The 22,269-nt window shown below is 67.2% G+C and carries 13 protein-coding genes and 1 pseudogene; 10 read left to right on the top strand and 4 right to left on the bottom strand.

From position 1 onward, the window contains the following. Positions 1 to 13 precede the first annotated feature (13 nt). Positions 14 to 1,105 (top strand): redox-regulated ATPase YchF, encoded by a 1,092-nt coding sequence (gene ychF, locus D7M15_RS19920; RefSeq protein ID WP_121518757.1) that lies wholly within the window; start codon positions 14 to 16, stop codon positions 1,103 to 1,105. A 249-nt stretch (positions 1,106 to 1,354) separates the two neighbouring features. On the opposite strand, the gene D7M15_RS19915 is transcribed toward ychF, so the two are convergent. Beyond that, entirely contained in the window at positions 1,355 to 3,046 is a 1,692-nt protein-coding gene (locus tag D7M15_RS19915) for a DUF6119 family protein (protein ID WP_121518756.1), read from the bottom strand. Between the two features lie 352 nt (positions 3,047 to 3,398). Here D7M15_RS19915 and D7M15_RS19910 point away from each other — a divergent pair, with 352 nt between their 5' ends. From D7M15_RS19910 to D7M15_RS19880, 6 genes are all read left to right on the top strand, one after another. Then, the gene (locus tag D7M15_RS19910) at positions 3,399 to 5,600 is read left to right on the top strand and encodes an N-6 DNA methylase (protein WP_206337391.1); all 2,202 of its coding nucleotides are present in this window, start codon (positions 3,399 to 3,401) and stop codon (positions 5,598 to 5,600) included. A gap of 90 nt (positions 5,601 to 5,690) precedes the next feature. After that, positions 5,691 to 7,802: a class I SAM-dependent DNA methyltransferase gene (locus D7M15_RS19905; protein WP_121518755.1), complete on the top strand. Its 2,112-nt coding sequence runs from the start codon at positions 5,691 to 5,693 to the stop codon at positions 7,800 to 7,802. Beyond that, a complete protein-coding gene (locus D7M15_RS19900; protein ID WP_121518754.1) occupies positions 7,799 to 9,067 on the top strand; it encodes a restriction endonuclease subunit S in 1,269 nt (422 codons plus the stop codon). The genes D7M15_RS19905 and D7M15_RS19900 overlap by 4 nt, the downstream gene beginning before the upstream one ends. After that, positions 9,064 to 12,261 (top strand): type I restriction endonuclease, encoded by a 3,198-nt coding sequence (locus tag D7M15_RS19895; protein ID WP_121518753.1) that lies wholly within the window; start codon positions 9,064 to 9,066, stop codon positions 12,259 to 12,261. The genes D7M15_RS19900 and D7M15_RS19895 overlap by 4 nt, the downstream gene beginning before the upstream one ends. 175 nt (positions 12,262 to 12,436) lie before the next feature. Continuing rightward, positions 12,437 to 14,023, top strand: coding sequence for a serine/threonine-protein kinase (locus D7M15_RS19890; RefSeq protein WP_121518752.1), 1,587 nt, complete (start codon positions 12,437 to 12,439; stop codon positions 14,021 to 14,023). A gap of 641 nt (positions 14,024 to 14,664) precedes the next feature. After that, a complete protein-coding gene (locus D7M15_RS19880) occupies positions 14,665 to 16,728 on the top strand; it encodes an AIPR family protein (protein WP_165906297.1) in 2,064 nt (687 codons plus the stop codon). Positions 16,729 to 17,074: 346 nt separating this feature from the next. On the opposite strand, the pseudogene D7M15_RS19875 reads toward D7M15_RS19880, so the two are convergent. Continuing rightward, positions 17,075 to 17,185: pseudogene (locus tag D7M15_RS19875) on the bottom strand (type II toxin-antitoxin system RelE/ParE family toxin); the annotation flags it as partial. Between the two features lie 176 nt (positions 17,186 to 17,361). On the opposite strand from D7M15_RS19875, the gene D7M15_RS19870 reads away from it, so the two are divergent. The 3 genes from D7M15_RS19870 (at position 17,362) to D7M15_RS19860 (ending at position 20,781) form a co-directional block, all read left to right on the top strand. After that, positions 17,362 to 17,868 (top strand): helix-turn-helix transcriptional regulator, encoded by a 507-nt coding sequence (locus D7M15_RS19870; RefSeq protein ID WP_121521073.1) that lies wholly within the window; start codon positions 17,362 to 17,364, stop codon positions 17,866 to 17,868. Positions 17,869 to 17,878: 10 nt separating this feature from the next. Next, positions 17,879 to 18,292, top strand: coding sequence for a VOC family protein (locus D7M15_RS19865; RefSeq protein WP_121521071.1), 414 nt, complete (start codon positions 17,879 to 17,881; stop codon positions 18,290 to 18,292). A gap of 95 nt (positions 18,293 to 18,387) precedes the next feature. Next, positions 18,388 to 20,781 carry an excinuclease ABC subunit UvrA gene (locus D7M15_RS19860; protein ID WP_121518750.1) on the top strand — a complete coding sequence of 798 codons (2,394 nt, stop codon included), beginning with the start codon at positions 18,388 to 18,390 and terminating at the stop codon, positions 20,779 to 20,781. A gap of 87 nt (positions 20,782 to 20,868) precedes the next feature. Here D7M15_RS19860 and D7M15_RS19855 read toward each other — a convergent pair whose 3' ends face one another. Both D7M15_RS19855 and D7M15_RS19850 read right to left on the bottom strand, forming a co-directional pair. After that, on the bottom strand, positions 20,869 to 21,228 hold the full coding sequence (locus tag D7M15_RS19855; RefSeq protein ID WP_121518749.1) for a WhiB family transcriptional regulator: 360 nt from the start codon (positions 21,226 to 21,228) through the stop codon (positions 20,869 to 20,871). 324 nt (positions 21,229 to 21,552) lie between these two features. Then, positions 21,553 to 22,167, bottom strand: coding sequence for a DUF1707 domain-containing protein (locus D7M15_RS19850; protein WP_206337500.1), 615 nt, complete (start codon positions 22,165 to 22,167; stop codon positions 21,553 to 21,555). Positions 22,168 to 22,269: the final 102 nt, after the last annotated feature.

Genomic DNA, 22,269 nt, shown 5'->3' with positions numbered 1-22,269 from the left:
GGGAAGTCGCCACGTGTCGCTCACGATCGGAATCGTCGGCCTGCCGAATGTCGGCAAGTCGACCCTGTTCAACGCTCTCACCAGGAACAACGTGCTGGCGGCCAACTACCCGTTCGCCACCATCGACCCGCACGTCGGCGTCGTCGGCCTCCCGGACCCGCGACTCGACAAGCTCGCCGAGGTCTTCCACTCGCAGAAGGTACTGCCCGCCACCGTCGACTTCGTCGACATCGCGGGCATCGTCCGCGGCGCGAGCAAGGGCGAGGGCATGGGCAACCAGTTCCTGGCCAACATCCGCGAGGCCGACGCCATCTGCCAGGTCATCAGGGCGTTCCAGGACGACAACGTGATCCACGTCGACGGCAAGATCTCCCCGCGCGACGACATCGACACCATCGACACCGAACTGATCCTCGCGGACCTCCAGACCATCGAGAAGGTCCTCCCGCGCCTCCAGAAGGAGGCCCGCGTGAAGAAGGACAAGCAGGCCGAGGTGAAGGCCGTCGAGGAGGCGCAGACCATCCTGGAGGACGGCCGCACCCTCTTCGCCGCGGGCATCCGCCAGGGCACGGAACGCGCGGAGCCCCTGCGCGAACTGCACCTGCTGACGACGAAGCCGTTCATCTACGTCTTCAACGTCGACGAGGACGAACTGACCGACGAGACCTTCAAGGACGAGCAGCGCGCCCTCATCGCCCCGGCCGAGGCGGTCTTCCTCAACGCCAAACTGGAGGCCGACCTCGTCGAACTGGACGACGACGCCGAAGCCCTGGAACTCCTCCAGACGGTCGGCCAGGACGAACCGGGCCTTGCCACCCTCGCCCGCGTCGGCTTCCGGACCCTGGGCCTCCAGACGTACCTGACGGCGGGCCCGAAGGAGTCCCGCGCCTGGACGATCAAGCAGGGCGCCACGGCCCCGGAGGCGGCGGGCGTGATCCACACCGACTTCCAGAAGGGCTTCATCAAGGCCGAGGTCATCTCGTTCGACGACCTGGTCGCGACGGGCTCGGTCACGGAGGCCCGCGCGAAGGGCAAGGCCCGCATGGAGGGCAAGGACTACGTGATGCAGGACGGCGACGTGGTGGAGTTCCGCTTCAATGTTTAGTGGGTGACATATCACCACGTCGCTGATCTGGCAAACATGCAGGTCAGAGAGGGTCCTGCTCTTCGGAGTCGGGCCCTTGGTTTTTCCCGTGCTGGGATGGTGCTGGGATAGCTGACCTCTCGTCACCTGTCGTCATCCCTGGTCATCCGTACCGTGCTGGGAATGTGCTGGGATGTGGATGGGCTGACGGTGCTGGGATGGGCCCCGGCGCGTAGCTCGGCCCGTCCGTTTTGAGGGCGGTTGGCGGGACTAGGCAGCTGCCGTGAAGCCCGGCTTGGGCGGGCGCTTCTCCTGGGACTCCGGGATGCCGATCACTTCCACAGTGATCCCGGCCTGTTCCAGGGCCCGTGCGGTCTGGGCGAGGGTGATCTGCGAGAACGGGAACAGAGTGTCCGGGGCTAGTGTGGACCCGTTGCCCAGCTTGATGGCGAAGACGACGCGACGCGGCACGAAGTCGGCAGGCAAGAGGATGTCGCCGTTACTCTCTGCGGCCACGCGCTCGGTGAACTGGCGGCGCACCTCCGCGTCCTGAAGGAGCTGCACAGCAACGATGCTCTGGTTGAACAGGTGGCTGAGCGGGCCGGAGCCACCGTGGGCGGGCTTGACCATGATCAGAGTGCCGTCATGGGTGAGCAAGTCGCAGACCTCGAAGTGGCTCTGGCTGGGGCCGAGCGGGTTGCGTGCGTTCCTGCGGTCCATGCAGAGCAGATGCGGATGTGTATCGGGGGCGCTCTCGTTGTACTGGCGCTCCGTTTGACCCTTGTACCAAGTAGGAAGGACTACTGAGGGCGAGGGCTGGAAGAGCCGGGCGATGGTCGCGCGGATCTGGTCCACGAAGCGTGCGCCGAGCTCGTACCACTCGCCGTCGGTTAGGCAGAACCGGCGCGATTCCAGGGAGATCTGGGCCTCGATCCAGCGCAGGGCGGAGGTGGTGAACAGCTGTTCCCGGCCTCCGCGATGGGGGTAACGGTACCCAGTCACCGTCCCCGCGCGCAGCGCGCCCAGGCGCATCCCGTGACGCTGCACCCGAGCGCGGTTGAGGAGATAAGACAGGTCGAAGTCGTCACGGTGGCCGGGCTCGCTGCTGTTGACCGTGATGCGAAACATGCTGGCCATCTGGTATGGCTGCCAGATTTCCGCGGGAACGGCGGAGACGATCCTGTCGTCGGCAGGCTCCCCGAGGGCCGTGTCCAGGGCGGCGTCGAGGAGTTTGAGGGTTGCGGCATCCCTGACGGGCGTGATGTGTTCGACGAACTCCAGCTCCGGTTGCGGGTTCTCGTCCCGCAGCACGCGCCCGATCTCACGGAGGTCCGCGATCAGGTCCTCGCGCTCGACCCCGAGGGGGATGCGCAGCCCCGCGCCGCCGTCCGCGCTGAACTGTTCCACGCGCCCGAGCCGTGAACGGGTGAGCTCGAGGTTCTTGAGGTAGGCACCGAGCCGGTCGACGTGCTGGGCGTACTCGCGGATGGCCAGGCTGAGCACCGGCTTGCCTGAGGGTGTCAGCGCGATGTCGGTACGTGCTTCGCCGATCGACCGGGCCACGAAGCCCCGCAGCTGGTACGGATTCCCGGCCCGCATCACGAACGCGAGCCCGAACCGCTTGTTGATGTAAGAGTTTTCCAGCATCCGGTAGCCCATGTCTGAGCCCAGGGCGTACACCATGCCGTCGACGGCGAGCAGGTGGAGGCCAGCGGGCCGCCGCGAGGGGATGGTGAAGGAGGTCCCGAAGCCGCTGGAGAACACCTCACCCCACCCCACCTGCTCCTTGTCGTTGGGGACGATGACGGCGATCTGCTGGATCGGGTCCTCCGACGCAGACACTTCCAGGATGGCGCCCGGAGTCTTCAGGTACTTCTGGTCGACGGCCTCCAACATCGCTTCGACGGTCGGGGTGACGCTGGGAAGCTGGTACACGGTGCGGGGGTGGGTGCGAGCGGTCATACAAACCTCCAGGCGGCTGGCATGCGCGGGATGCGATAGCAGGGGCCCTACGGGTGTCGGATGAGGCGTGGCAGAGGAAACGCGGTGACCAGGCCGGTCGCCGACCAGTCCGCACAGAGCGTGGTTCGTGTGCGGAAGCGAGCGAACCTTGGCCTGTGAGACAGCAGACGACGCGTGCCCTTGGGGGCATCGCGCCAGATGCGGTCTCGGACTCAATGGACGCGGCCAGTGAAAGCCTCACCAGGAAAGCAAAGACTGAAAGCACCGTCAAACGATTGATGCGAGTCGGGTGGCTGTGTACACTGGCATTAGTGACAGAGCCTCCTTTTCCAGCTGCTGACAGGATGTTTGGATGCCCCAGCAATCCGATCCGCCGACCTTGGTGACGGCCGCAGACATCTCGCGTCTCGCGGATGTCACGCGGGCCACGGTCAGCAACTGGCGCCGACGGCACGCCGACTTCCCCTCCCCCGTGGGAGGCACGGAGGCCAGCCCCGCGTACGACGTGCGCGAGGTCGAAGCCTGGCTGGCGGGTCGCGGTCAGCTGCCCGCAGGGTCCCCCGTGGGCGCATTCAAGGCGGAGCTCCGCCGGCACACGGCCGGGAACGAGCTGGTTGGACGCCTGAGCCTCGCGGTACTCGCCGCTGTACGGCTCGGGCCAGAGGGGCAGGAGAAGGTGCTCGCGCTCGCGGACCCGGCGCTCGTGCGAGCAGTCGGGAGGGCGATAGGGGACCACGCCGAAACCGGGCCGGGCGGTAGGGAGACGGCCGGGTTCGAGAAGCAGGATGCGCCGGTTCTGCGCGCGCTGGTGCGGTGCGTACGGGAGGCTGGCGGGCCTTCGGCGCTCGACGCGCTGGCCGAGCGCACCCCTGCCGACACCAGTGTGCGCGGCGTCTACGCCACGCCTGCGCTGCTCGCCGATCTCATAGCAGACCTGGCATCCGGGGCAGGGGACGCGTACCCGAAGAGCGTCTTCGACCCGGCTTGCGGCTCGGGCGGTCTGCTCGCCGCTGCGGCCTGGCGGGGAGCGGAGCATCTGTATGGGCAGGATGCGGTCCTGGCGCAGGTCGACCAGGCTGTGGCCCGCCTTGGAATCCTCTCCCCGGTGGCGGACCCGGCATCTCTCGCCGTCCGTATCGAGGGGGGCGACAGCCTGCGGCAGGATGCCTTCCCGGATCTCGGAGCCGGGGCCGTCCTGTGTAATCCGCCCTACGGTGATCGCGACTGGGGTTACGACGAGCTCGCCTACGACGCGCGCTGGGAGTACGGAGTGCCCCCGAAGGGCGAGCCGGAGCTCGCCTGGGTGCAGCACTGCCTGGCACACCTGGAGCCGGGCGGTTATGCGGTCCTGGCCCTGCCGCCGGGCACGGCGGAGCGTGCCTCGGGGAGGCGGATCAGGGCGGAACTGGTGCGGCGTGGAGCGGTGCGGGCCGTGATTGCGCTGCCCTCCGGGATCGCGCAGCCGCTCCATGTCGGACTGCACGTGTGGGTGCTGCGGCGGCCCGCGCAGGAGGGGCCGGGCACCTCGACGGTGCTGTTCCTGGACGCGGCAGCGCTGGATGCACTGGCAGACAGCCGTACGGCCGGTTCCGTAACCGCCAGGGACCGCACCCCGGACCGGTTGCGCACAGCCGTCCGACAGTACTGGCACGCCTTCGTCGCCGACCCCGACCACTTCGGGTCCGAGCCGGGCATTGCCCACGCGGTGGGCGTCGTTGACCTCCTCGACGAGGTCACGGACCTCACGCCCGCGCGCCACACGCGGTCCGCCGCTGTCGCCATCAGCCCCGCACGCTTCGCGGAACAGGCTCGCCAGGCGGGGACCGAACTGTCCCGGGCAGTCACGGTTCTGGCCGAATTGAGCGGCGAACAGCAGTGGCCGCCCGCCGGGGAACAGGCCCGAAACTGGCGTACGGCGACCGTGGCCGACCTGACCCGGGGGGCGGCGTTGACCGTGCACCGCACGACGGGGACGGGCCGCGCCACCCGTGCGAGTCGGGCGGCTGGCGCCACGTCCCAGCGCCCCGAAGCTGTCGCGGGACTCCGCGTCCTCATGACACGAGACGTGGCATCGGGGTCTCCCGCCTCCGGTACCTCTGACGACGCCCCAGGCGCGGCCGCGGTCGAGATCCAGCGAGGGGACGTGCTGCTCCCGGAGATGCTGCACGTGCAGGGCGCGAGCAGCGGATTCCGTGTCGCCGGCGATCAGGACGCGGGCAGCCTGCTCGGCCCGAATCTCTGGCTCTTCCGCCCCGACCCCACGCGCCTGGACCCCTGGTTCCTCGCGGGGTTCCTCGCGGCGGAGGAGAACGTCCACAGTGTCGCCACAGGTAGCACCATCATGCGCGTCGACGCCCGCCGCCTCCGCGTCCCGCTGCTCCCGCCGGCAGAGCAGCGCGCGTACGGCGAAGCCTTCCGCCATCTCCATGCGCTACGGGCAGCAGCCACCGAGGCCGCCCGCCTCGCCACCGACACAGCCCGGGACATCGCCTCGGGCCTGACCGGCGGAGTGCTGCTGCCACCCATAGTCAATGACGGGTCATCAACTCTCTAACACCACAAGCACATCAGTGCGCGCCCAGACCTGCAAAACTTTACCAACCGCTTCTTGAACCACACGGCGGGCCCAGCGGGAAGGAACCCCTTGAACAACAGCAAGCACGCGGCAATGGCGGGCCACATCTGGTCCGTCGCCGACAAACTGCGCGGCGACTACAAGCAGTCGGAGTACGGCAAGGTCATCCTGCCGTTCACTGTGCTCCGCCGCCTGGAGTGTGTACTGGAGCCCACCAAGGCCAAGGTCATCGCACAGGCTGAGGCGCTGAAGGACAACGAGGGCATCGACCCGGACCGCTTCCTGCGCCGGGCCTCCGGCCAGACCTTCTACAACACCAGCACGTACACGCTGAAGAAGATCGCGAGCGACGCCGGGCACGCCGCTGAGCACCTCATCGAGTACATCGGTGCGTTCTCGTCGAACGCCCAGGAGGTCCTGGAGCAGTACGAGTTCCCCCGCCAGATCAAGAAGCTTGACAACGCGAACCTGCTGTACGAGGTGATGGGGCTCTTCGCGGACCTCGACTTGCGCCCCGTCGAACTCGACGACGAGGGTAAGCCCGTCCTGGACGAGAAGGGCAAGCCTAAGGTGGTGATCTCCAACCACCAGATGGGTTACATCTTCGAGGAGCTCATCCGCCGATTCGCGGAGCAGTCCAACGAGACCGCTGGTGAGCACTTCACCCCACGCGAGGTCATCGACCTGATGGTGAACCTCCTCATTGCCCCAGACGAGGACGCGCTCACCCTCCCCGAGACGCACCGCAGAGTGCTTGACCCCGCTTGTGGCACGGGCGGCATGCTCACCGCGGCTGAGGACCTCATTGGGGACCTCAACCCTGACGCGACTGTGGCGGTGTTCGGGCAGGAGCTCAACGCCGAGTCCTGGGCAATCTGCCGGTCTGACCTGATGATCAAGGGGCAAGCCCCGGAGAACATCAAGTTCGGCAACTCCTTCAGCAATGACGGCCACACGGGCGCGAAGTTCGACTACATTCTCGCCAACCCGCCCTTCGGCGTGGAGTGGAAGAAGGTCAAGGACGAGGTCGAGGCGGAGCACGAGACGGGTCGCGGCGATAACCGCTTCGAGGCCGGCCTGCCGCGCATCAACGACGGCTCGCTCCTCTTCCTCCAGCACATGATCTCCAAGATGCGGCCGACGGAATGGGTTCCCGGTGACGCGGCTTTGGGTGAGCCGGGCTACTTCAAGGGCGGCGGCCGTGTCGCGGTCGTCTTCAACGGCTCCCCGCTGTTCACGGGCGCCGCGGAGTCCGGAGAGTCCAAGATCCGCCAGTGGATCCTGGAGAACGACTGGCTGGAGGGCATCGTCGCCTTGCCAGACCAGCTCTTCTACAACACGGGCATCTCCACGTACTTCTGGATTTTGACCAACCGGAAGTCGAAGGGTCACCAGGGCAAGGTCGTCCTCCTCGACGCGCGCGAGCACTTCGCCAAGATGCGTAAGGCGCTGGGCGACAAGCGGAAGTACATCACCAAGGACCAGATCAAGGAACTGACCAATCTTTACGGCGAAGCCCTCGACGTCGCCGCGAACGCGGCCCATCCGCTGCACAACAAGGTCAAGGTCTTCAAGAACACGGACTTCGGCTACCACCGCGTCACGGTCGAGCGTCCGCTGAGGCTGCGCTTCGAGCTGACCGAGGAGACGCTCGCGGCTCTCGAAGCGTCGAAGCCGATCCACAAGCTGGCCGCTCCTGCGGACTTCATCGCCGCGCTGAAGCCCCTGATCGGGCAGAGCTGGGGGACGAAGAGTGAGGCATGGGTGGCTCTGAAGGATGCCGTGGTCGAGGCGGGCGGGACCTGGCCAACAGGCGCCCCCTTCAACAAGGCGCTCCGCGACGCGGTCGGCGTCCGCGACCCGGAGGGCGAGATCCAGAAGCTGAAGGACGGAACCCTGGAGCCGGATCCAGAGCTGAGGGACTACGAAAACGTGCCGCTGGAGGAGGACGTCGAGGAGTACCTCAAGCGAGAGGTCCTGCCGCACGTCCCGAACGTATCGGACGACCCGTACGTGCCGGGCGCGTGGATCGACCACGGCAAGACGAAGGTGGGGTACGAGATTCCCGTCACTCGATACTTTTACGTATACGAGCCGCCACGGCCCCTAACGGAGATCGATGCTGAACTGAAGGCTCTGGAGACAGAAATTCAGACATTGCTGGGCGAGGTGACGGCATGAGCACAGTCTTCGATACCGAGCTCCCTGCCAGCTGGTCCGCGTCGCGACTTAAGAGGGTCACGACATTGCTCAATCGAGGGACCGCACCGAATTATGTCGACGCTGGGCCTGTACGGGCAATTAGTCAAGCAGCGAATCAGGAATCGGGGCTGGACTGGACGCGCACCCGATTCCATGGTCATATTGGAGACCCTGCCAAAATAAAGGGGCATCTGAAGCCTTCGGATGTCCTTATCAACTCGACCGGAACGGGCACGTTGGGGCGAGTTGGCTATTTCGAATTCGATCCGGACGGTTTCCCGTGCATGGCAGATAGTCACGTGACTATCGCAAGAGTAGATGAAGAGAAGATGAATCCTCGATTCGCCTACTATTGGCTGGGGTCGAGACCCTTCCAGGGTTTCGTCTATAGCGTGCTTGCGGTGGGTGCCACCAATCAAATCGAGCTCAACCGTGACCGACTCTCGGATGCGCCGGTCCCACTCCCCCCGCTGGACGAGCAGTGCCGCATCGCCGACTTCCTCGATATTGAGACGGGGAAAATGGATGATCTGGTGCGCACCCAAACCCGTTTGGTTCAGGTGCTCAACGAGCGAATCGACCATCAAGTCCTCGAAGTCATCGGGCGTAGCAAACTGGCGAACCTTCGAGATGGGACGCCGCTTGTTGCCATGCGGTGGCTCTTGCAGAAAAATGTGCGTCCGACGGCGAACACTCCTGAAGTGGTTACAGCGTTTCGCGACGGTCAAGTTACCGCCCGTTCTCTTCGGCGCGCTGAAGGCTACACCAATTCAGCTTCCAGTGAGCCCCAGGGTCAGCATGTACTTGTTGGCGACGTCGTCGTACACGGTTTGGACGGGTTCGCCGGAGCGATTGGAACAGCAGAGGCGGAGGGGAACTGCAGCCCTGTCAATCATGTGCTGTCCCTCAAGGGGGAGGGTGACACGTTCTATTATGGGCGTCTATTGAGGATTCTCGCCTTGCAGGGCTACCTAACGGGATTCTCGTTCAGTACCCGGGAACGCGCCTTCGACTTCCGCAACTGGGACATGTTCGGGCGCATTCCCATCCCAGTCGGTTCCGTGAGCGAGCAGCGGCGTATCGGACGCGACATTCGCAAGCTACGGCCAATCCGCGAAAAGATTGACCAATTTACTGCGCGAATCACTGAACGCCGCCAAGCCCTCATTACCGCCGCCGTAACCGGCCAATTCGACGTAACCACCGCCAGCGGACGCAACGTAACGGACGGGGTCACCCCATGAGCCCCATCCACCACGAGTCCGCCTTCGGCGACGCCATCGTCGCCTCCATGCTCGAGCACGGATGGACCGGGACGTCCCCTGCCGACTACCGCCCCGAGCTCGGCCTCGATACCACCCAGCTCTTCACCTTCATTGGCACCACCCAGGCCGCCGACTGGGCGGAGATCGTCGCCTACTACGGCGGCGACCCCAATGCCGCCCAGCGCGGCTTCGCCCAGCGGCTCGACCAGGCCATCACGACGGAGGGCCTCCTCGACGTCCTACGTAACGGCGTGAAGGATAAGGGCGTCAGGATCCGCCTGGCCTACTTCAAGCCGTCGCTTGTCGAGTCGGAGTCGATCCTCCGCAACTACAACAAGAACCGCCTCACCGTCGTCCGCGAGCTGGAGTACGCCACCAAGCAGGCCGACAAGGGAAACCGGCTCGACCTGACCCTGTTCCTCAACGGAATCCCGGTCGCCACGGCCGAGTTGAAGAATCCGCTCACCGGGCAGGGTGTGGAGCAGGCCAAGGAGCAATACCGCAAGTCCCGGGACGCCAGAGAGCCGATCTTCACCCGCCGCGTGGTCGCCAACTTCGCCGTCGATCCGGACCTGGTCTTCGTAGCGACCGAACTCCGCGGTGAACGCACCCGATTCCTGCCGTTCAACACCGGTTCCGAAGGGCCGGGCCTGCCCGGCGGCGCCGGCAACCCCTCTGCCCAGGCCGCCCCCGGGACGTACGCCACCTCCTACCTTTGGGAGACCGTCTGGCAGAAGGACAACTGGCTCGACCTGCTCGAACGGTTCGTGCACGTCCACAAGGCGAAGATGAGTGAGGGCAGGACGAAGAAGTCCGTCATCTTCCCGCGCTTCCACCAGTGGCACGCCGTCCGCGAACTCGCGGCTTCAGCGTCCTCGTACGGTGCCGGCCGTGACTACCTGGTGATGCACTCCGCCGGCTCCGGCAAGTCGAACACCCTCGCCTGGCTCGCGCACCGGCTCACCTCGCTGCACACGCACACCGACCCCGCAGCCCTCGACCCCGAGACCGTCGAGAGGAACGGTCTGCAGCCTGGTAAGCCCGTCTACGACAAGGTCATCATCATCACCGACCGCACCGTCCTGGACCGTCAGCTCCAGGAAACGGTCGGTAGCTTCGAGCAGACGGCCGGGCTCGTCGTGAAGATCGGCCGGGAGGGTGGCTCGAAGTCTGAGCAGCTCGCCAAGGCGCTGTCCCGGGAGACCGGGAAGATCGTCATCGTGACGCTCCAGACCTTCCCGGCGCTTCTGGACTACCTGCGCCGCGAGGAGACCACGATCCGCGGCGGCAAGTTCGCGATCATCATCGACGAGGCGCACTCCTCGCAGTCCGGCGACGCCGCCAAGGACGTACGGAAGGCCCTGCGCGACCTGGGTCTCGACGCTGCCGACGAGGACCAAGGCACCAGCGAGATCGAGGCTGAGCTCGACACCGACGCCAAGCTCAAGAAGGCCGCCGAGCATCGAGGCCGCAGCGCCAATCTCTCCTACTTCGCGTTCACCGCCACCCCGAAGTCGAAGACGCTCGAACTGTTCGGCACGCTCACGGAGTCCGGTGACCGGGCCACGTACCGGCCCTTCCACACGTACTCGATGCGGCAGGCCATCGAGGAGGGGTTCATCCTCGACCCGCTGAAGAACTACGTCACATACGACACGTACTGGAAGCTGGTCAACAAGAACCCCGACGAGCGCGAGGTCGACCCGTCGAAGGCGAATAGCCTGCTTGCCCGGTACGCGCTCACGCACGAGTCGACCGTCGCTCAGCACGCACAGGTCATCGTTGAGCACTTCAAGACCCACACGGCACCCAAGCTCGGCCACCGGGCCAAGGCCATGGTCGTGACCGCTTCCCGGCACAGCGCAGTACAGATGGCCCGTGCGCTGAAGAAGTACATCGGTGACCGCGGACCGGGCTACGAAGACATCGGCGTGCTCGTCGCCTTTTCCGGCTCGCTGTCGTACGACGGAGAGGAGACAACCGAGACGCAGGAGAACGGCGGACTGTCGGAGGGCGCGCTGCCCAAGGCGTTTGCGTACACCCGGGCTGACGACAGGGGCGCGCGGCGCGGTACGGCGGGGGCCAAGAAGGAGTACCGCATTCTGGTCGTCGCCGAGAAGTACCAGACCGGCTTCGACCAGCCGCTCCTGACGACGATGTACGTCAACAAGAAGCTGGGCGGCATCTCTGCGGTGCAGACGCTGTCGCGGCTGAACCGCACCCACGAGCGCAAGTCCCAGGCTGACCTGGCGGTCCTGGACTTCGTCAACGACACCGAGGAGATCAAGCAGTCCTTCGTCCCGTACTTCGAGGACGCCGAGACGCTGCCCAGCGACCCCAACATGCTGTACACGGTGCAGGGCAAGGTCCTGCGCGCCGCGGTTCTCGTGGAGGCCGAGATGCGGGCCTTCGCCGAGGCTTTCCTGGCGGCCCAGGAACAGGCGGCCGGCAGCGCCGCCAAGTGGGAGCGGCTGCACGCCGAGCTGTACCGACACACCGACCCCGCAGTCGAGCGCTTCACCCGCCTGCTTGACAGCGACGACGAGGAACAGCAGGAAGAAGCGGAGGAGTTCCTCGCGAACCTGTCGGACTTCACCCGCAAGTACGGCTTCATGGCGCAGATCATGGGCTTCCCGGATGCGGACCTGGAGCGGCTGCACCTTTTCGGTCGGCACCTGCTCAACAGACTGCCTCGGCGCCAGGACGGCGGCGTGGACATAGGCGAGGTCGACCTGACGCACATGCGTGTTCAGAAGACCGGCGAGCACGACATCAGCCTGACCTCCGAGGGCACGGCAACGCTCAAGGGACTCGGCGACGGGTCGGGGGCAGCGAAAGAGCAGGACAAGTCGCTGCTGTCGGAGTTGATCGTCAAGTTCAACGACAAGTTCGGCACGGAGCTCACTGAGCAGGACGTCCTGCCCGCCTTCCAGAAGACAGTCGAGGACAAGCGGGTCCGCCAGGCCGCCGTGGCGAACGACTCGGAGGAGGCCTTCGGACACCGCTTCAACGAGGTCTTCGAAGACAACATGATGGACCACGTCACCGTGACCGCCGACCTCGGCAAACGGTACTTCGGCTCCGCCGACCCGGACTTCCGCACCTCCCTCAACCGCAGCGCCCGCCGGGCTGCCTGGCGGATGATCCGCCGTGAGGAAGGCGTGGAGGAGTAGGCGGCGAGCAAACGGCAGAGCACTGCCGGTGCGGCGTTGTGGCCAAGCCGAATAGTTTCGGACACAACGCCGCCGGCCGTCGGCATCAGGCTGGACGGAAGATCGCAACGGCCACCACACTGGACGCGCGCGTCCGCGCACGGCCATCACGTACAGCTGAAGCTATGGGGGCACGGTGCCGCCTCGGTTGATTTCCGACCGTTACGAACTCATCGAGCAGTTCGGCAACGGTGGCATGGGCAATGTATGGCGCGGCTTCGACCGGGTTCTCGACCGGCCCATCGCCATCAAGGTGGTGCGCGACGACGCCATCACGTCGGTCGAGGCGGCCGTCGAGTTCGCCAAACGGTTCCGCCGCGAGGCCCGGATCACCGCACGGATCCAGCACCCTGGCGTCCCGCAGGTCTTCGACGCCGTACTCGACCCCGAAGGCTCGTACGAGCAGCTGTACCTGGTGATGGAGCTGATCGACGGGATTCCGCTCAGCGCCTACATCCATCCCGAACATCCGTTGCCGATCTCCTGGGCCATCGCAGTGGCCGCGCAGGTGAGCACGGTTCTCTCGCACGCCCATGACGTGCCCGTCGTTCACCGCGACCTGAAGCCCGGCAATGTCCTGGTGGCGCGGGACGGCACGGTGAAGGTCCTCGACTTCGGCATCGCGTCGATCCTGCGCACAGACGTCACCAAACTGACTGCAACCGGTCGCCCGATCGGGACCAGCGTTTACATGTCACCCGAGCAGGTGCAGGGTGGTCGGATCACCCCGCAGAGCGACCTGTACTCGCTCGGCTGCGTCCTGCACGAACTGCTCTGTGGCCGCCCCCTCTTCACCGGCAGTGACTTCCAGGTGATGCGGCAACAGGTAGAAGCCGCGCCCACCCCGCTGAGGCAGCTGCGCGCCGATGTGCCGACGGAGATCGAGGACCTCATACGTCAGTTGCTGCTCAAGAGGCCGGACCGGCGGCCGGTGGACTCGCAGGCCGTGTACGAGAGGCTGTTGCCGTTTCTGCCTCCTGCCGGGCAGCCGCCAGCATCTGGCGAGACAGGGCCGGCCGGCGTCCCAGATCCCACCGGGGTGTTCCGGCAGCCGTTCGCCCCGCGTCCGCGCCGTACGGCCGCTCCTGTCACCCCGACCCCCACGGTCGTCGACCCGAACGCGCACCAGACACCCGTCGTGGTACCTGAGCAGCTGCGGGACGAGATCAAACATGCCTACGCCCACTCGAACGCCCTCCTGGAGGAGGATCGCTTCGCGCAGGCCGCCGAGGTGCTTGGCGAGATCGTCGGCGCGGCGGCCCAGGCTCTTGGTGCGGAGAGCTCCGAAGTACTGGGGCTCCGTCGGCAGCGCGCCGCCATCCGGTTCCTGGGTGGTGACTACCGCCAGGCACTGCCCGAGTTCGACGCGCTGGCTGAGGCGTACGACCGTACCGCAGGGGTGACCAGCGAGGACGCACGAATGTGCCGTACCCAGGCCGCGCACTGCCGTGCCGAACTCGGCCAGGTAACCGTCGCGCTCCAGCAGTTCCAGACCATCCTAGGTCAGGTCCGCACCATCGAGAGCGACGCCAGCGACGAGGCGGTCGATCTGCGGCGCAGCATCGGGTTCTTGCTGCTCGCAGAGAGCCGGCTCACCGATGCCCGGTCGATGCTCGAACCGCTCCACGCCGACATGTGCGTCGTGTACGGCCCTGATGATGCTGAGACCAGAGAGATCGCCAACGTACTGGCCCGTATCGACTACGGCCTGTCCCAGGGCTGAACCGCCGACACCGGAGACGTCGTCGGCACCGTTGACGTACGAACCCGCCGCATTGCGGACCGGGAGGAGACCGCCGCCATGCCGCATCTCGCCTTCGACATCGGCTTCTGCCAGCAGCTCGGCAAGCTTCGGGGCAGTGTGAAGCAGGGCGTGTTCAAACGCCTGGGAGAAGTTCGAGCGGCTCCCCCTCGACCAGCTCTTCAAGGACCCCGGTCTGAAACTGGAGACCCTGAAGTCGGCAAAGGACCGGCAGCACATCCGCTCCATCCGCATCGACCAAGGCGACCGCGGTGTCGTCCTCGCACCGGACACTGGCGACACCTTCGTACTGTTGCGCGCCATGTCGCACGACGAGGCGATTCGCAGCGTGGTGTCGTCGATGCCGAGGGCGGCTAGGTTTCGCCCGACTGGCGCGCGACGGTTGGTTTGGCGCGAGACGTGTACCCCTCGAGGTGGACTGGGTGGAGGCCACGATCGACACGGCTGGTGTTGCGTTGGTGGTAGTGGACTTCAGCTTCCGGCAGCGTGGCAACGGGTCGGGGATCAAGACGCGAGACTAAGCGATCAAGAAGACATCACCAGTGGGAAGGCAATCATCCATGGCCACCTCGGGGGCGGACATACCTCGCCAGGTAACGCAGGTGCGCGAGCAGCTGCACGAGACATTTGACGGGGTGATAGACGACAGCGATATTGCCCACTTCCGCGGGGGCAACTACGAACTGCGCTTCCTCTCCCGTGCCCTCGCAGCTCTAGCGGTACGACGCGTGGCTAAGTGCAGCGTGGCCGAGGCCGCCCGCTTCGTGACCGATGGCATCGCAGACCAGGGAATGGATGCCATCGCGCCCCTACCGGAGAGCGGGCAGGCTCTGCTGGTCCAAGCGAAGTGGAGCGATAAGGGAACGGCGACATTCGATGTGGACGCCGCCAAGGCGATGGTGGACGGTCTCAACCGGATCGAGAACGAGCTGTACGACCAGTTCAACCAGCGTGCCAGCGCCCTCGCCTTGGAGGCCAGGTCGTTCATCGTCAACGAGAGAGCCACTCTGGTCATCGCGCTGATGGGCACTGTGGAGCCCTCTCCGCCCGCACGCGAGGTTCTGGACAACGCTCTCGACGAGTTCAACAAGCACGGCGCCCGATTGAGCGTCGAGGTGCTGTACGCCGCGGACTTCCACGACCAGATTCATGCGGACCTTCGGCGGGAGCCCATCCGCCTGGATGTACGTCTTGACGACTGGTACCAGCAGAAAGGACCGCTCGAGGCGTATCAGGGCACGGTCTCCGCTGAGAGCGTCGCTGAGTGGTACGAGACGCACGGTACCGGTCTGTTCGAGCAGAATCTCCGGGCCCCGCTCGGGCCCACCGTCACCAATGCAGAGATCGGCCAGACGCTCACGTCCGATCCCACCAGATTCTGGCACCTGAACAACGGCATCACCATGATCTGCGACTCCCTTACGGCGAAGCACGACAGCGCCAAGGCACCGCAGAGTAGGCCAACCACTCTCACCCTGACAGGGGCGAGCATCGTCAACGGTGCCCAGACGGTAAGGGCAGTCGCCAGAGCCATGCATGATGATGGTGAGGCTGCGGCCCACGCGACTCTGAGCATCAAGGTCATCAATACATATGAGGACCGGAAGTTCGGCGTGCAGGTCTCGCAGGCGGCGAACCGGCAGAACGCCATTGAGCAGCGTGATCACATCGCGCTCGAACCCGTGCACCAGGCGATCAAGGCTAACCTGCGCGCCGAACTGCGCAAGCAATACGTGATCAAGAGGGGCGAGCCGGTCGCTGCTCCCGAGACCGGCTGCTCACTGGACGAACTTGCCCTTGCCCTTGCCTGCCTGCACTCGGATGCAGAGCAGGCCGCCCGGGTCGCTAGTTCCACGGAGAACCTTTGGGAGCAGGGTTCCAAGGGCAGCCACACCGTGCTGTTCAAACGCGAACCCTCTCCGCAGAAGGTGTGGCGCTCCGTACTCACGCTGCGCGCGGCACGGAGCGCGGTCTACGAACTGGGCAGTGGGGAGAATAGTCGCGAGGCCGCGACCACGGAGCATGGAGGCTTTCTCGTCACCCACTTGGTCTTCCAGTATCTCGGCGCCACGAGTATCGATGACCCCGACTTCGACTGGGACAGTGAGGTGCTGGAGAAGATTCCTGCCCTTGTACCGGAATTGGTCCGTCGTCTGACGCATCTGATTGTGACTCAATACGGGCCGCGCCCCCAGATCAGGACTGCTTTCCAGACCGCGCAGACTTGTAGGGAACTCGCGAAGCATGTCCTTGGTGATCTGGCCGAGGGCGTCGCTGTTCCCGAGCCTCCCGCGAAGGAGCGCAAGCCGCGTCGCCCGAATACCGTGCCGCTGTTGGTCGACCGGCGTGTCATCAAGGATGGAGCCCCCCTCCGGTACGAAGCCCTGAACGAGCCCGAGCGTGACGCCATGGAAGGGTGGCTTGGTGAAGACGAAAGGCGACGCCAGGCGACCTGGGTTAATCACCGGACCAAGCCGATCTTGTGGGCCTACGACGAGCAGCAGTACTCGCCCTCCGGTCTGGTGTCGAAGATGTGGGCGGACGCCGACTGGGACGAGCGGCCCGTGGCCAATCAGGGAACGGCTCGCTGGTATCAGTCGGATGGCTTGAGCCTGTGGGATCTGGCTCAGCGCATCCACAGCGAAGAGGCAGAGGATGAGGTCTGACGGCGTGCGTACCGCGCCAGCCAGTAAGAGGAGAACCTCTTCGGGCTGCTCAGCCGCTTCGGACGGCCATGGTCACCTCCGCGGTCCGATCCGATGGCACGCTCATGCAGCCGTGCCGCTTCCGCTGTTGTGTAGCGTTGGCGGTCCTGAGCGCGGTTGTACTTTGTCGTAAATCCCGTGCTGGGATGGTGCTGGGATGTGCCCGCATAACCGCAGGTCAGAGTGGTTGTGGTGGAGTTCCGGTTCAACGTGTGACCGGGTGGCAGGCGGCCACGTCGCTTACGTATGTCGGAAGGGGTCGGACTCCGTCGGTTCCGACCCCTTCGGCGTCACCGGCCAGCGGCGGTCAGGTCTCGTAGACGGTCGACCGGCGTCCCACGTGGACGACCCAGACCACGAGTTCTCCGTTGTCGATCGTGTACACGACGCGCAGGCGTCGACCGTCGGGGTACGCCACGGCGCCTCCGGGGCCGGAGCGTCAGGGGGCTGACGTAGACAGTGGGGAACGTGCGCGCCGCCGAGGGTGAGAGGTGGGTGCCAAGCGCCTTGGATGGAGCGGGACTTGGAGGGTCTGCGTACGGGCCACGGTTCGGCGGTGGGCAGGGTGGGGTGGGGCGTGGCACGATCGCGGGTGTGAGCAGCACACCGCACGCCCGGCCCACCGGGCCCGCCCCGTCGCAGCTGCGCGAGCTGGCGCTGCTGCGGCGCGTACGGGACCGGATCGACCGGGAGTACGCGCGGCCGCTGGACGTCGAGGCGCTGGCGCGCGGGGTGAACATGTCGGCCGGGCACCTCAGTCGCCGGTTCCGCGCCGCGTACGGGGAGTCGCCGTACGCGTACCTGATGACGCGCCGTATCGAGCGCGCCATGGCGCTGCTGCGGCGCGGCGACCTGAGCGTCACCGAGGTGTGCTTCACCGTCGGCTGTTCGTCGCTGGGTACCTTCAGCACCCGCTTCACCGAGCTGGTCGGCGTACCGCCCAGCGTCTACCGGCGGCAGGCCGCGGACGCCACCGTGGGCATGCCGTCCTGCGTGGCGAAACGGGTCACGCGACCCGTCCGGGAGCGGCCGGTGCGGGACCGGCCCACGGGCGACGGAACGGTCAGGAATCGAGAAGCGCCCGCGCCCGGCCCCGCCTAGCGTGATCGGCATGGACCTCACCATTCACTCCAGCTTCCTCCCGCACGACGACCCCGACGCCTCCCTCGCCTTCTACCGCGACGCCCTCGGCTTCGAGGTGCGCAACGACGTCGGTTACGGCGGCATGCGCTGGATCACCGTCGGCCCCGTCGGCCAGCCCGGCACCTCGATCGTCCTGGAGCCGCCCGCGCCGGAGGGCTGCGGCATCACCGACGACGAGAAGCGCACCATCGCCGAGATGATGGCCAAGGGCACGTACTCGGGCGTCAACCTCGCCACCCCCGACCTGGACGAGACGTTCGCCCGGCTCCAGGCGGGCGACGTGGAGATCGTGCAGGAGCCGACGGACCAGCCGTACGGGGTGCGCGACTGCGCCGTACGCGACCCCGCGGGCAACCTGATCCGCATCCAGGAGCTGCGCTGACGCGTCCGGCCACGCGCGCTGCCACGCGTGCGACCACCGGCCGTACCGGGAGGCCCCGGCCCCGCACCGGCCCGTACCGAGCGAGAGGAACGAGCATGACCGAGCGGACGGACCCCCGGTCCGCGCCCGCCCCGCACGTCGCCGACAGCCACGGGCTGATCCGGGTGCACGGCGCGCGGGTCAACAACCTGAGGGACGTCAGCGTCGAGCTGCCGAAGCGCCGGCTGACGGTGTTCACCGGTGTCTCGGGCTCGGGCAAGAGCTCGCTGGTGTTCGGCACGGTCGCCGCCGAGTCGCAGCGGATGATCAACGAGACGTACAGCGCGTTCGTCCAGGGCTTCATGCCGTCGCTGGCGCGGCCCGAGGTGGACGTGCTCGACGGGCTGACGACCGCGATCGTCGTCGACCAGGAGCGGATGGGCGCCGACCCCCGCTCCACGGTCGGCACCGCCACCGACGCGAACGCGCTGCTGCGCATCCTGTTCAGCCGCCTGGGCACGCCGTACGTCGGCCCGCCGGGCGCGTTCGCGTTCAACGTCCCGTCGGTACGGGCGAGCGGCGCGATCACCGTGGAGCGGGGCGACTCCCGTACGGTGAAGCAGACGTTCAGCCGTACCGGCGGCATGTGCCCGCGCTGCGAGGGCCGCGGCACGGTGTCGGACATCGACCTGACGCAGCTCTACGACGACACGAAGTCGCTCGCGGAGGGCGCGTTCACCATCCCGGGCTGGAAGTCGGACAGCTGGTGGACGGTGCGGACGTACGCCGAGTCGGGCCTCCTCGACCCGGACAAGCCGATCCGGGACTACAGCGCGCGGGAGATGCGGGACTTCCTGCACAAGGAGCCGACGAAGGTCAAGGTCGAGGGCGTGAACCTGACCTTCGAGGGGCTGATCCCCAAGATCCGGAAGTCGTTCCTGTCGAAGGACCGGGAGGCGATGCAGCCGCACGTCCGCGCGTTCGTGGACCGGGCGGTGACCTTCACCGACTGCCCGGAGTGCGGTGGTACGCGGCTGAGCGAGGCGGCGCGTTCGTCGAAGATCCAGGGCGTGAGCATCGCCGACGCCTGCGCGATGCAGATCAGCGACCTCGCCGCGTGGGTACGGGGTGTGGCGGAGCCCCGGCTGGCGCCGCTGCTCGGCACGTTGCGGGACACCCTGGACTCGTTCGTGGAGATCGGCCTCGGCTACCTCTCCCTCGACCGCCCCTCCGGCACCCTCTCCGGCGGCGAGGCGCAGCGCGTCAAGATGATCCGGCACCTGGGTTCCAGCCTCACCGACGTCACGTACGTCTTCGACGAACCCACCACCGGGCTGCACCCGCACGACATCCAGCGCATGAACGACCTGCTGCTGCGGCTCCGCGACAAGGGCAACACCGTGCTCGTCGTGGAGCACGAGCCGGAGACGATCGCGATCGCGGACCACGTCGTGGACCTCGGGCCGGGCGCCGGTTCGGCGGGCGGCACGGTCACTTTCGAGGGGACCGTCGCGGAGCTGCGGTCCAGCGGCACCGTCACCGGCCGCCACCTGGACGACCGGGCGCCGCTGAAGGGGACCGTACGGAAGCCGACCGGCGCGCTGGAGATCCGCGGCGCCTCGGCGCACAACCTGCGCGACGTGGACGTGGACGTACCGCTGGGGGTGCTCACGGTCGTGACGGGGGTGGCGGGCTCCGGGAAGAGTTCGCTGATCCACGGCTCCGTACCGCGCGGCGCCGAGGTGGTGTCGGTCGACCAGACGCCGATCCGGGGCTCGCGGCGCAGCAACCCGGCGACGTACACGGGGCTGCTCGAACCGGTGCGGAAGGCGTTCGCCAAGGCCAACGGCGTGAAGCCCGCGCTGTTCAGCGCCAACTCCGAGGGCGCCTGCCCGGAATGCAACGGCGCGGGCGTCGTCTACACCGACCTCGGGATGATGGCCGGGATGTCGACCACGTGCGAGGAGTGCGAGGGGCGGCGCTTCCAGGCCGCGGTCCTCGAACACCGCCTCGGGGGCCGGGACATCAGCGAGGTACTGGCGATGTCGGTGGCCGAGGCGGAGGAGTTCCTCGGGGCGGGCGAGGCACGCGTACCGGCGGCGCACCGCGTCCTGCGCCGTCTCACCGACGTGGGCCTCGGGTACCTCACCCTCGGGCAGCCGCTCACCACGCTGTCCGGCGGTGAGCGGCAGCGGCTGAAGCTGGCGACCCACATGGGCGACAAGGGCGGCGTCTACGTCCTCGACGAGCCGACGACCGGGCTGCACCTGGCCGACGTCGAGCAGCTGCTCGGCCTGCTGGACCGGCTGGTGGACGCGGGGAAGTCGGTGATCGTCATCGAGCACCACCAGGCCGTCATGGCCCACGCCGACTGGATCATCGACCTCGGGCCGGGCGGCGGGCACGACGGCGGGCGGGTGGTCTTCGAGGGCACGCCCGCGGCGCTCGTCGCGGACGGTTCCACGCTCACGGGGCGGCACCTGGCGGCGTACGCGGCCGGGGGCGCGTAAGAGGGAACGGCGGGCGTACGGCGGCGCGTCGGGCCGTACACGTGCGCGCGCCCGGACCGGGGCGGACCCGGTCCGGGCGCGCGCACGTCAGGCGATGCGGCGTATCTGGGTGCCCTCCGCCGCGGCCGCGGCCCGGCGGCGGTGGGCGAGGACGACGCGGCGCTCGGCGGCGGTGAGCCCGCCCCACACGCCGTACGGCTCCGGCTGGACCAGCGCGTGCTCGCGGCACTCGACCAGCACCGGACAGCCCGCGCAGACCCGCTTGGCCGCCTGCTCCCGGGACAGCCGCGCGGCCGTCGGCTCCTTCGAGGGAGCGAAGAACAGGCCCGCCTCGTCACGTCGGCACACCGCCTCCGAATGCCAGGGGCCGGCCTGGTCGCCGCGCGCGGGCGCACGCTGGGCGGGAACGGTGGCGGCCTGCAGTGACTGATGCGGCGGTTGCAGCACGGTCTACTCCCTGACGAGACGGCTACGGCGGGTCGATCTGTCGATTGATCACCTTCACCCGTCCTGCTGCGCACGGCAGGTCACGCGGATCATGCCGATCACGCTGCCGCCGTACGAGAGACGATGCCGGAGCAATACCCGCTGTGCGCACGCTTACTCATACGGTGGCAGGGGTGCGCCCGGGCCCCGGACCGTCCAGCTCCGCGACCGCGAACGGCGTACGCCGACCGGGCCGGACCGCCCACGCGACGCCGAGGGAACGCGCCACGGACGCCAACGGCCGTACGGCGCGCGCCCGTTCAGCGCCTCCTGCCAGCGCCCTCGTCAGCGCTCCTTGCGCAGGTCGCGGAGGAACTTGCCGCGCTTGGGCCGCGCTTCGACCGCGCCGAAGATGCCCGCGCCCTGCACCAGCACGACGGGGGCGTCCGGGTCGGGCGAATCGTGCGGAGAGATGTCGAACCCCCCGAATATCCCGGCCCCTTTGCCCCGGAGCGTCACGTTCTCCGGGACCTTCACGCTGATCCCGCCGAAGAGGGACGTGGCGTTGATCACTATGCGGCGCTGCTCGAAGATCGCCTCGGTCAGGTCGATCCGTACGGAGCCGAAGCACGCGAAGACGTTCGTCTTCGGGCCGATGCGCCAACGCCCCTTGCGCGACGTGTCGTTGAAGATCGCCACCAGGTGGTCGCTGGCGCCGTGCGGCGGCCACGGGCCCTCGTCCCGCGGCGGCGCGTACGCGCTCGGCGGCGTGGGGCGCGGCAGGTCGCGGACCAACGGCTCCAACTGCCCCATGGTCTTGGCCGAGTAGGCCGCCTCGACCCGCTCGGAGTGCTCCTCCGCGTCGAGCCGCCCCTGCGCCAGCGCCTCCCGCAGGATGTCCGCGACCTGGTCCCGGTCGGCGTCCGAGGCGCGCACGTCCACGTCGGGGGGCGCGTCCACCTCGGGGCGCGCGGACCCCGGACGCGCCTGTACGGGTCCGGGCTCGGCCTTCGCCGGTGCGGGCACGGGCCCGGCAGCGCCCTCCTCGCCGGGCTTGCCGAG

Source organism: Streptomyces sp. Z26 (assembly GCF_003665095.1).
In the GTDB taxonomy this organism is placed as follows: domain Bacteria; phylum Actinomycetota; class Actinomycetes; order Streptomycetales; family Streptomycetaceae; genus Streptomyces; species Streptomyces phytohabitans.
This window is presented reverse-complemented; position numbering and strand designations above follow the sequence as displayed.